Origin of the sequence: Aeromonas sp. R7-2 (assembly GCF_040908105.1) — a bacterium.
Taxonomy (GTDB): Bacteria; Pseudomonadota; Gammaproteobacteria; order Enterobacterales; family Aeromonadaceae; genus Aeromonas; species Aeromonas caviae.
Window position 1 is genome coordinate 188,126 of sequence record NZ_JBFODC010000026.1, and the last position, 10,714, is coordinate 198,839.

A 10,714-nucleotide genomic window follows, 5' to 3' on the forward strand; every position below is an offset into this window, starting at 1 on the left:
TAAGCACCGGTGGAATGCTATCCACGCTGGTATCTTATCCGAGCGCTTCGGGTTGGCAACAGAGGCGGGGACCTTGTTAGCCACTTTTATGTCATTTAGTGAAATGTGTAGAAAAATCAAAGATTAAATGGCTTCCATTGGCACTTGTTATGAGGCGGGAGGGCCCATCTTCACACTCCTTATGTCGTGGGATCCTGCATAAAGAAAAGGCGCCGATGGCGCCTTTTGCAAGTTTCGAGCCCTGTAATATTTTTGGGCACGAGCAACGGATGGGGCTTGCTCAAGCCTCGACAAAGCGCATGGAGAGATCCAGTGCCCGCACATGCTTGGTCAGCGCTCCCACCGAGATGAAGTCGATCCCGGTCGCGGCGTATCCGGCAAGGGTATCGAGGGTGACGTTGCCGGAGACTTCCAGCTTGGCTCTGCCCTGATTGAGGCGAACGGCTTCCTGCATCATGGGGATGTCGAAGTTGTCCAGCATCACGATGTCGGCCCGTGCGGCCAGGGCCTGCTCCAGCTCGGCCAGGGATTCGACCTCGACTTCCACCGGTTTGTCCGGATTGAGACGGCGCGCTTCGCTGATTGCTTCAGCGATGCCACCGCAGGCGAGAATGTGGTTCTCCTTGATGAGGTAGGCATCAAACAAACCGATACGGTGGTTTTTGCCGCCCCCGCAGGTGACCGCATACTTCTGGGCGCTGCGCAGGCCGGGCAGGGTCTTGCGGGTATCGAGCAGGCGGCAGTCAGTGCCTTCCAGCTCGGCCACATAACGGGCGGTCAGGGTGGCGACCCCGGAAAGGGTCTGCACGAAGTTCAGCGCATTGCGCTCGCCGGTCAGCAGCACGCGGGCGGGGCCATGGAGGCGGAACAGCTCCTGATTGGGGGCAAGGCGTTCACCATCTTGCACTTTCCACTCGACCTTCACTTCGCCACCGAGCTGGGCAAACACCTCGTCGACCCAGGGCTGGCCGCAGAAGACGCCCGCCTCGCGGGTGATGACTCGCGCGGTCGAGATGCGATCAGCCGGGATCAGCTGGGCCGTGATGTCGGCGCTGGCATCCGGTTGATCCAGCGCGGTGAGGGCATCGCCCAAGTCTTCGAGAAGTGCGGCGCGCACGGCGCGGCGGATGTCCTGTTGTAACATGCCTTATTCCTGCAAGGGTCTGAGAAGCAATTGCCTGTCTTTCTGGCGCAATTCCAGCCTGCCCAGGGCATTCATGCCCACCAGGATCTCCTCCCCGTCGGCAGCCGGATTGATAAAGACTGACAAATCGTACAGGGTCAGCGGACCCATCGCCAGACTTTCGATCCGGCCGGTTTCGACCTGGATCTCTCCGGCTGCCGTATTGACACGGCTGCGGCCCGTGGCGACGAGGCCGAGCCGGGCGGCCACCTGGCTCGGTATGGTCACCCGGGTTGCTCCTGTGTCCAGCAGCAGTTGCACCGGCTGGTCGTTGATGGCACCCTCCAGACGATAATGGCCGCTGGCATCGGCCCTGAGCAGCAGATCGCCGCTGGCGGTCACCGACGGTTGTTCACGACCATGAAAGTAGAGGGTCAGCAGACCCAGCAGCGAGAGCCAGGTGAGCAGCCAGAGACGGCGTGCCATCGGGTGCATAGTGTGTCCCATATCGCGCGAGTGAATGGCTCAGCCTAACATAGCGTTATCCATGAATTCAGAGACTTGTTCCCAGTTTTCCCATCCCGCCAGAGGCACATCGCTTCCATTTGTGAGTCGAGCAGACGATGACACAACCCACAACCCTGTTTTCCATCGATCGAGAAGGATGGTGCGAGCAGGCCCGCAAGGTGCCTTCCCCCCATCACAATGAGAGGCTCAGCCCGGAGGATGTCTCCTTGCTGGTGATACACGGCATCAGCCTGCCCCCCGGGCAGTTTGGTGGCCCCTTTATCGACGATCTGTTTCTGGGGCGGCTCGATCCCGGTGCTCACCCCTATTTCGCCGGTATTCATCAACTGAGGGTCTCGGCCCACTGCCTGATCCGCCGTGATGGGGAACTGGTACAGTACGTGCCTTTTGGCGCCAGGGCATGGCATGCAGGAGTCTCGAGCTGGGAGGGGAGGGAGGCGTGCAACGATTTTTCCATCGGGATCGAACTGGAAGGGACCGACGAGCTTCCCTACAGCGACAAGCAATACGAGGTGCTGTCGGACCTCAGCCGGGCGATTGTTCACCGTTATCCCGCCATCACGGCGGACCGTATTGTCGGCCACTGCGACATCGCGCCGGGCCGCAAGACGGATCCGGGTGACAGTTTCGAATGGCCTCGCTATCGGGAAAAGCTTCACTTTGAGTGAAAAATCTAAAAATTATTTTGTGTTTTTAGAATCAATGGCTTGCCTTGTCTGGCAAGCCATTTTTCATGCTGTTGGCCAAATGTTATCGGTGAGCAAGCTCACAAATATTGGTCAGACCATTTTCTATGAGCTATATCATGATTCCGCGTTTTTACCCCCAAAGTGGCAGCCTAGCTTCTTGATTCAGATCATCTTTTGGGTGGACTTTTTTCAAGCCCTCTGCTAATTTTCGCCCCAATCATAAAATTGGTAATACCAATTTAACAAAGTAGCCTCATGCCCTATATCAAGATAACTCAGCCCAAGCTGGCCGACGCCATCGTCGCCGAGCTGGAAAGCATGATTCTGGAAGGCAGCCTGCAGCCGGGCCAGAAGTTGCCGCCCGAGCGGGAACTCGCCATCCAGTTTCAGGTGTCGCGCCCTTCCTTGCGCGAAGCCATCCAGCGCCTGGAAGCGAGAGGACTCTTGTATCGTCGTCAGGGCGGTGGCACTTACGTACAAAATGCCCTGAGCAAGGGGATCGCCGACCCCCTGTTCGAACTGCTCAGCACTCACCCGGAAGCCCAGTACGACCTGCTGGAGTTTCGTCACGCACTGGAAGGCATCTGTGCCTACTATGCGGCGCTGCGGGGCACCGAGGCTGATTTCGAACGGATTCGCCTGGCGCAAGCCGCCATTGAAGAAGCCGGTCAGCAAGGGTCGCTGGTGGTCGAATCGGCCGCCGTGACCCAGTTCTATCTGGCCGTGGCCGAGGCCTCCCACAACGTGGTGCTGCTGCACCTGTTGCGGGCCATGGGCCCCATGCTTGAGCAGAACATTTTACGCAATAACGAAATTTTGAATCGCCGTCCGGGAGTGGTCGCCAAGATCCGTCGCCATCGTGCGAGCCTGATCGAGGCTATCCTGTCGGGGGCTCCGGAGCGGGCCAGGGCTGCTTGTCATGAGCACCTGGCCTTTATCGAGGACACCTTGTTGGATATGCAGAGGGAAGACAGCCGGATCCAGCGATCCATGCGTCGGATCCGTCAGCAGGAAAACTAATCCCACAAGGCTTTCTTAATTGTCGAATGCTTGCGCCCTTCGCCGTGCAATGCCGTGCAATCACAACAACATAGGAACCAGCCATGTCTGATATCCTGAAGAACGATGTGGACCCGATAGAAACGCTGGAGTGGCTTGCCTCTCTGGAATCCCTGCTGCGTGAAGAGGGTCCGCAACGCGCTCAGTTCATCCTTGAACAGTTGGCCGAGAAAGCCCGCGCAAGCGGTGTGGACGTGGCTGCCAAGGCAAACCGCGACTACATCAACACCATCCCGTCCAGCGACGAGCCGGCTTACCCGGGCGACCTGGAAATGGAACGCCGCATTCGCGCCATCATCCGCTGGAATGCCATGATGATCGTGCTGCGCGCCTCCAAGAAAGACCTGGACCTGGGTGGTCACATGTCTTCCTTCGCTTCTTCCGCGACTATCTACGAAGTCTGCTACAACCACTTCTTCCGTGCCCGCAACGAGAAGGACGGTGGCGATCTGGTCTACTTCCAGGGTCACATCTCCCCGGGCATCTACGCCCGTGCATTCGCCGAAGGTCGCCTGACCGAAGAGCAGCTGGACAACTTCCGTCAGGAAGTGGATGGCAAGGGTATCCCTTCCTACCCGCACCCGAAACTGATGCCGGAATTCTGGCAGTTCCCGACCGTTTCCATGGGTCTGGGCCCCATCGCCGCCATCTATCAGGCGCGTTTCCTGAAGTACCTGACCGACCGTGGCATCAAGGATTGCTCCGAGCAGACCGTTTACGCCTTCCTGGGTGATGGCGAGATGGACGAGCCGGAAGCCAAGGGTGCCCTGACCGTTGCCGTGCGTGAAAAGCTCGACAACCTGGTGTTCGTGGTCAACTGCAACCTGCAGCGTCTGGATGGTCCGGTTGTCGGCAACGGCAAGGTCATCAACGAGCTGGAAGGCCTGTTCGCCGGCGCTGGCTGGGACGTGACCAAGGTCATCTGGGGTCGCAAGTGGGATGAGCTGCTGAAGAAAGACACTTCCGGCAAGCTGATCCAGCTGATGAACGAGACCGTGGACGGTGACTACCAGACCATGAAGTCCCGTGACGGTGCCTACGTGCGCGAGCACTTCTTCAACCGTTACCCGGAAACCGCCGCGCTGGTCAAAGACATGACCGACGAGGAGATCTTCGCCCTGAACCGCGGTGGTCACGACCCCCGCAAACTGTTCGCCGCCTTCTCCAAAGCAGCACAGACCAAGGGCAAGCCGACCGTGATCCTGGCCAAGACCATCAAGGGCTATGGCATGGGCGAAGCGGCCGAAGGCAAGAACATCGCTCACCAGGTCAAGAAGATGGATCTGGGCTCCGTGCGTCACCTGCGCGATCGTTTCAACCTGCCGGTCACCGACGAGCAGCTGGAAAACCTGCCGTACCTGAAGATCGAAGAGGGTACCGAAGAGCACAAGTACCTGCACGCCCGCCGTGCCGCACTGAAGGGCTATGTACCGACCCGTCTGCGCGAGAGCACCACCAAGCTGGAAATCCCGGCGCTGGATGCCTTCGGTCCGCTGCTGGGTGAACAGGCGCGCGAAATCTCCACCACCATGGCGTTCGTGCGTTCCCTGAACGTGATGCTGAAAGACAAGTCCATCGGCAAGCGCATCGTCCCGATCCTGGCTGACGAAGCCCGTACCTTCGGTATGGAAGGCCTGTTCCGCCAGATCGGTATCTACAGCCCGCACGGTCAGCAGTACACCCCGCAAGACCGCGACATCGTCTCCTACTACAAGGAAGACAAGCAGGGTCAGGTTCTGCAAGACGGTATCAACGAGCTGGGCGCCATGTCCTCCTGGCTGGCTGCTGCCACCTCTTACAGCACCAACGACTGCCCGATGATCCCGTTCTACATCTACTACTCCATGTTCGGCTTCCAGCGGATCGGCGACATGGCGTGGGCAGCCGGTGACCAGCAAGCCCGTGGCTTCCTGCTGGGCGCGACCTCCGGTCGTACCACTCTTAACGGAGAGGGCTTGCAGCACGAAGATGGTCACAGCCACATCCTGGCCAACACCATCCCGAACTGCATCTCCTACGATCCGTCCTACGCCTATGAAGTGGCGGTGATCGTACAGGACGGCCTGCGCCGCATGTACGGTGAGAACCCGGAGAACGTGTTCTACTACATCACTACCCTGAACGAGAACTATGCCATGCCGGCCATGCCGGAAGGCGCCGAGGAAGGCATTCGCAAGGGTATCTACAAGCTGGAAACCGTGGCCGGCACCAAGGCCAAGGTACAGCTGCTGGGTTGTGGTTCCATCCTGGGTCACGTGCGCACCGCCGCCCAGATCCTGGCCAGCGAGTACGGCGTGGGTTCCGACGTGTTCAGCGTCACCTCCTTCAACGAACTGGCTCGTGACGGTCAGGACGCGGATCGCTGGAACATGCTGCACCCGACCGCCGAAGCGCGTGTGCCCTACATCGCTCAGGTACTGGGCAGCGAAGCCACCATCGCCGCGACCGACTACATGAAGTCCTTCGCCGATCAGGTGCGTGCCTTCGTTCCGACCGAGAACTACCGTGTACTGGGTACCGACGGTTACGGCCGCTCCGACAGCCGTGCCAACCTGCGTCGTCACTTCGAAGTGAACGAGTTCTACGTAGTGGTTGCTGCCCTGACCGAACTGGCCAAGCGCGGCGAGGTAGACAAGCAGGTTGTGGCCGAAGCCATCGCCAAGTACGGCATCGATGCCGACAAGGTCAACCCGCTGTACGCGTAAGAGGATTGAGTGTCGCGCCGGGTATCCGGCGCGACCTTGCCTGGGTTTAAACGGATAACGCGGGATGCGCGTGGTGATGCTCAGGCTGCCACGCGGATGCACGCAAGAGGATAAAGCGCAATGTCCAAACAGATTATGGTGCCGGATATCGGTGCCGATGAAGTTGAAGTCACCGAGATCATGGTGGCCGTGGGTGACAAGGTCGAACTGGACCAGTCCCTGATCGCCGTGGAAGGTGACAAGGCCTCCATGGAAGTCCCGGCCCCCGCCGCCGGTATCGTCAAAGAGATCCTGATCAAGGTGGGCGACAAGGTTGCCACCGGTTCCCAGATCATGATCTTCGAAGCCGAGGGTGCTGCCGCACCGGCTCCGGTCCAGGCTGCTGCCCCGGTTGCTGCCGCGCCGGCCACCGCTCCTGCTGCTGCTCGCCAGGACGTCAACGTGCCGGACATCGGTGGTGACGAAGTCGAAGTGACTGAGATCATGGTTGCCGTGGGCGACATGGTTGAAGCCGATCAGTCCATCATCGCCGTGGAAGGTGACAAGGCCTCCATGGAAGTGCCGGCACCGTTCGCCGGTCGCGTGGTCGAGATCAAGGTTGCCGCCGGCGCCAAGGTTTCTACCGGCTCCCTGGTGATGGTCTTTGAAGTGGCGGGCGCTGCCCCGGCCGCTGTTGCCGCGCCGGCTCCTGCTGCTGCCCCCGTGGCTGCCGCTGCTCCGGTTGCCGCCGGTGCCAAGGACGTCAACGTGCCGGACATCGGCGGTGACGAAGTGGAAGTGACCGAAATCATGGTCGCCGTGGGTGACAAGGTTGAAGCCGACCAGTCCCTGATCACCGTGGAAGGTGACAAGGCCTCCATGGAAGTGCCTGCGCCGTTCGCCGGTGTGGTCAAGGAGATCAAGGTGAAGGCGGGTGACAAGGTCTCCACCGGTTCCCTGATCATGGTATTCGAAGTGGCGGGTGCCGCTCCGGCTGCCGTGGCTGCTCCGGCTCCTGCCGCAGCGCCCGTTGCTGCCGCTCCGGCTGCCGCCGCTCCTGCACCGGTTGCCCAGGCTGCTGCCGCCTCCGATTTCGTCGCCAACGACGCCTACGTCCACGCCTCCCCGGCTGTACGCCGTCTGGCGCGCGAGTTCGGTGTCAACCTGGCCAAGGTGAAAGCCTCCGGTCGCAAGGGTCGCATCGTCAAAGAAGACGTGCAGGCTTACGTGAAGGATGCGGTCAAGCGCGCCGAGTCCGCTCCGGCTGCCGGTACCGGCACTGGCAACGGCATGAGCGTCGTGGCCTGGCCGAAGGTTGATTTCAGCAAGTTCGGCCCTGTCGAAGAGCTGGAACTGACCCGTATCCAGAAGATCTCCGGTCCTGCCCTGCACCGCAACTGGGCCATGATCCCCCACGTCACCCAGTTCGACGAAGCCGATACCACGGATCTGGAAGCGTTCCGCAAAGAGCAGAACATCCTGGCCGAGAAGCAGAAGCTGGACGTGAAGATCACCCCGCTGGTGTTCATCCTGAAGGCGGCCGCCAAGGCCCTGGAAGCCCATCCGCGCTTCTGCAGCGCCCTGTCCGAAGACGGCAGCAAGCTGATCATGAAGAAGTACATCCACATCGGTGTGGCGGTGGATACCCCCAACGGTCTGGTGGTTCCGGTGGTTCGCGACGTCAACAAGAAGGGCATCCACGAGCTGTCCCGCGATCTGGCCGAGATCTCCAAGAAGGCCCGTGCCGGCAAGCTGACCGCTGCCGACATGCAGGGCGGTTGCTTCACCATCTCCAGCCTGGGTGGCATCGGCGGTACCAGCTTTACCCCGATCGTCAACGCGCCGGAAGTGGCCATCCTGGGCGTCTCCAAGTCCGAGATGAAGCCGAAGTGGAACGGTAAAGAGTTCGTGCCGCGCCTGATGCTGCCGCTGGCTCTGAGCTACGACCACCGCGTCATCGATGGCGCCGACGGTGCCCGCTTCATCACCACCCTGAGTGGTGTGTTGTCCGACATCCGTCGACTGGTCCTGTAAGTGAGAGGGCGGGCCCAGAGCCTGCCCTTTTTACTTCTCATTTCGTTAACAGGATTGTAAACTTGCCCCGTTTTTTTCACGGCTGCAGCCGCCTCGTTCTGGTTTAAGACTGCGCTGTCCGGGGATATAAGAACGACAAAGAGGTCATGATGAGTAAAGAAATCAAAACCCAGGTCGTAGTACTGGGTGCTGGCCCTGCCGGTTATTCCGCTGCCTTCCGTGCGGCTGACTTGGGTCTGGATACCATTATCGTCGAGCGTTACTCCACCCTGGGTGGCGTCTGCCTGAACGTGGGTTGCATCCCGTCCAAGGCACTGCTGCACGTCGCCAAAGTCATTGAAGAAGCCAAGGCGCTGGCCGAGCACGGCATCGTCTTCGGTGCCCCGCAGACCGACATCGACAAGGTGCGTCTGTGGAAAGAGAAGGTCATCAACCAGCTGACCGGCGGTCTGGCTGGCATGGCCAAGATGCGTAAAGTCCAGGTCGTGAACGGCTTCGGCAAGTTCACCGGCCCAAACACGCTGGAAGTGGAAGGCGCCGACGGCAAGACCACCGTCACCTTCGACAACGCCATCATCGCCGCCGGTTCCCGTCCGGTGAAGCTGCCGTTCATCCCCCATGACGACCCCCGCGTATGGGACTCTACCGATGCGCTGGAACTGACGACCGTTCCTGGCAAGCTGCTGGTCATCGGTGGCGGCATCATCGGTCTGGAGATGGGTACCGTGTACTCCTCCCTGGGTTCCGAGATCGACGTGGTGGAATTTGCCGACCAGCTGGTACCGGCTGCCGACAAAGACATCGTCAAGATCTACACCAAGCGCGTTGCCAAGAAATTCAACATCATGCTGGAGACCAAGGTCACCGCCGTTGAAGCCCGTGAAGACGGTCTGTACGTCTCCTACGAAGGCAAGCACGCCCCGGCAGAGCCGGTTCGCTACGACAACGTGCTGGTTGCCGTAGGCCGTGTGCCGAACGGCAAGATGCTGGATGCCGAGAAGGCCGGTGTTGCCGTCAACGAGCGCGGTTTCATCGAAGTCGACAAGCAACTGCGTACCAACGTCGCCCACATCCACGCCATCGGCGACATCGTCGGTCAGCCCATGCTGGCCCACAAGGGTGTACACGAAGGCCACGTGGCGGCCGAAGTCATCGCCGGCAAGAAGCACTACTTCGACCCGAAAGTGATTCCGTCCATCGCCTATACCGAGCCTGAGATGGCCTGGGTGGGTCTGACCGAGAAGGAAGCCAAGCAACAGGGTCTGAACTTCGAAGTCGCCACCTTCCCGTGGGCTGCTTCCGGTCGCGCCATCGCGTCCGACTGCTCCGACGGCATGACCAAGCTGATCTTCGACAAGGAGAGCGGCCGCGTCATCGGTGGTGCCATCGTGGGTACCAACGGCGGTGAACTGCTGGGTGAAATCGGTCTGGCCATCGAGATGGGTGCCGACGCCGAAGACATCGCGCTGACCATCCACGCTCACCCGACTCTGCACGAGTCCGTGGGTCTGGCTGCCGAAGTGTTCGAAGGCTCCATCACCGACCTGCCGAACGCCAAGGCCAAGAAGAAAAAATAATCTTCTGCCCGTTTCATAAGAAAAGCCGCTCCATGGAGCGGCTTTTTGTTGTCTGTCTTTCGGCACCCTGCGGTCAGCAGCGCCCCTTCTTGGCCTGTCCCGGTGGGCAGAAGGTACCGTAGCCTCCGCGATCCCCATCGCTGACCCGGATCCGGGTATCGTCCACGCTCACATCGGCCCCGTGCACCCGCACGGGCCCGCTGCTGCAGGCACTGAGCAGCCCCCCCAGCACTATCATCACGACCAGCTTGCCCATCATACCTCCTCGCGTTTTCCTGATTATGAGGCATGTGGCAGGGCGGTGGGAGACGACGTATCCCCCGTGCGTCACGGCTTGCCGTGGTCATGAAGAAGGGCGCCGAAGCGCCCTGGTGCGGGTCAGGAAGAGGTGCCGGACGCTCAGAGGCGGAAGTTGCCGACCAGCTTGTCGAGCTCGCCGGAGAGGTGCTGCAGGTTGCGGCTCGACTCGGTCAGGTGATGGGCGATATCGGCGGTCTCCATGGTGAGCTGGTTGATGTCCTCCACGTTGCGGTTGAGTTCGCCCACCACGCTCGACTGCTCTTCGGTGGCGGTGGCGACCTGGATGTTCATGTCGCTGATCTGGGTGATGTGTCCGGTGATCTGGTCGAGGGCGCCGTTGGCCTCGTCGGCCTGGGTCACCACCCGCAGGCTCTGGTTGCGGCCCTGGGCCATGGCGCTGACGGCGCGGGCGCTCTGCTCCTGGAGGCTGTTGATCATGCCCTGGATCTCGGCGGTGGAGGCGGCGGAGCGGCTGGCGAGGTTGCGCACCTCGTCGGCCACCACGGCGAAGCCACGGCCCTGCTCGCCGGCACGGGCGGCCTCGATGGCGGCGTTGAGGGCCAGCAGGTTGGTCTGCTCCGAGATGCTGCGGATGGTGTCGAGGATGCTGCCGATGGAGTCGGTCTGGCTCGCCAGGGACTCGATGACCCCGGCGACCTGTTCGATTTCACCGGAGAGGCCGACGATGCCGTGACGGGCCTGGGCGACGACCTGGGCCCC

The 10,714-nt window shown here is 60.8% G+C and carries 9 protein-coding genes; 5 read left to right on the plus strand and 4 right to left on the minus strand.

What is annotated here, in order from left to right; genetic code table 11:
- Nucleotides 1-280: 280 nt before the first annotated feature.
- Together nadC and AB5Y47_RS11655 are read right to left on the minus strand one after the other, a co-directional pair.
- Nucleotides 281-1,144, minus strand: coding sequence for a carboxylating nicotinate-nucleotide diphosphorylase (nadC, locus tag AB5Y47_RS11650; protein WP_042864860.1), 864 nt, complete (start codon nucleotides 1,142-1,144; stop codon nucleotides 281-283).
- A 3-nt stretch (nucleotides 1,145-1,147) separates the two neighbouring features.
- Nucleotides 1,148-1,618 (minus strand): TIGR02281 family clan AA aspartic protease, encoded by a 471-nt coding sequence (locus tag AB5Y47_RS11655; protein WP_049637199.1) that lies wholly within the window; start codon nucleotides 1,616-1,618, stop codon nucleotides 1,148-1,150.
- A 128-nt stretch (nucleotides 1,619-1,746) separates the two neighbouring features.
- On the opposite strand from AB5Y47_RS11655, the gene ampD reads away from it, so the two are divergent.
- From ampD to lpdA, 5 genes are all read left to right on the plus strand, one after another.
- Nucleotides 1,747-2,319: a 1,6-anhydro-N-acetylmuramyl-L-alanine amidase AmpD gene (gene ampD, locus AB5Y47_RS11660; RefSeq protein ID WP_039040507.1), complete on the plus strand. Its 573-nt coding sequence runs from the start codon at nucleotides 1,747-1,749 to the stop codon at nucleotides 2,317-2,319.
- 276 nt (nucleotides 2,320-2,595) lie between these two features.
- Nucleotides 2,596-3,360, plus strand: a complete 765-nt coding sequence (gene pdhR, locus AB5Y47_RS11665) for a pyruvate dehydrogenase complex transcriptional repressor PdhR (RefSeq protein WP_010675815.1) — start codon at nucleotides 2,596-2,598, stop codon at nucleotides 3,358-3,360.
- Between the two features lie 83 nt (nucleotides 3,361-3,443).
- Nucleotides 3,444-6,104, plus strand: coding sequence for a pyruvate dehydrogenase (acetyl-transferring), homodimeric type (gene aceE / locus AB5Y47_RS11670; protein WP_039040509.1), 2,661 nt, complete (start codon nucleotides 3,444-3,446; stop codon nucleotides 6,102-6,104).
- 120 nt (nucleotides 6,105-6,224) lie between these two features.
- Nucleotides 6,225-8,117, plus strand: coding sequence for a pyruvate dehydrogenase complex dihydrolipoyllysine-residue acetyltransferase (aceF, locus tag AB5Y47_RS11675; RefSeq protein ID WP_368220251.1), 1,893 nt, complete (start codon nucleotides 6,225-6,227; stop codon nucleotides 8,115-8,117).
- 149 nt (nucleotides 8,118-8,266) lie between these two features.
- Nucleotides 8,267-9,694, plus strand: coding sequence for a dihydrolipoyl dehydrogenase (lpdA, locus tag AB5Y47_RS11680; RefSeq protein ID WP_010675812.1), 1,428 nt, complete (start codon nucleotides 8,267-8,269; stop codon nucleotides 9,692-9,694).
- Nucleotides 9,695-9,767: 73 nt separating this feature from the next.
- Here the strand turns inward: lpdA and AB5Y47_RS11685 are convergent, their stop codons facing one another.
- Nucleotides 9,768-9,950, minus strand: coding sequence for a hypothetical protein (locus AB5Y47_RS11685; RefSeq protein WP_017779057.1), 183 nt, complete (start codon nucleotides 9,948-9,950; stop codon nucleotides 9,768-9,770).
- 143 nt (nucleotides 9,951-10,093) lie between these two features.
- On the minus strand, nucleotides 10,094-10,714 hold a 621-nt coding region (locus AB5Y47_RS11690), incomplete at its 5' end, for a methyl-accepting chemotaxis protein (protein WP_368176111.1).

Excerpts from the sequence above, each read along its gene's own strand:
- nadC (WP_042864860.1), bottom strand. The coding sequence starts at position 1,144 with ATGTTACAACAGGACATCCGCCGCGCCGTGCGCGCCGCACTTCTCGAA.
- AB5Y47_RS11655 (WP_049637199.1), bottom strand. The coding sequence starts at position 1,618 with ATGCACCCGATGGCACGCCGTCTCTGGCTGCTCACCTGGCTCTCGCTG.
- ampD (WP_039040507.1), top strand. The coding sequence starts at position 1,747 with ATGACACAACCCACAACCCTGTTTTCCATCGATCGAGAAGGATGGTGC.
- pdhR (WP_010675815.1), top strand. The coding sequence starts at position 2,596 with ATGCCCTATATCAAGATAACTCAGCCCAAGCTGGCCGACGCCATCGTC.
- aceE (WP_039040509.1), top strand. The coding sequence starts at position 3,444 with ATGTCTGATATCCTGAAGAACGATGTGGACCCGATAGAAACGCTGGAG.
- aceF (WP_368220251.1), top strand. The coding sequence starts at position 6,225 with ATGTCCAAACAGATTATGGTGCCGGATATCGGTGCCGATGAAGTTGAA.
- lpdA (WP_010675812.1), top strand. The coding sequence starts at position 8,267 with ATGAGTAAAGAAATCAAAACCCAGGTCGTAGTACTGGGTGCTGGCCCT.
- AB5Y47_RS11685 (WP_017779057.1), bottom strand. The coding sequence starts at position 9,950 with ATGGGCAAGCTGGTCGTGATGATAGTGCTGGGGGGGCTGCTCAGTGCC.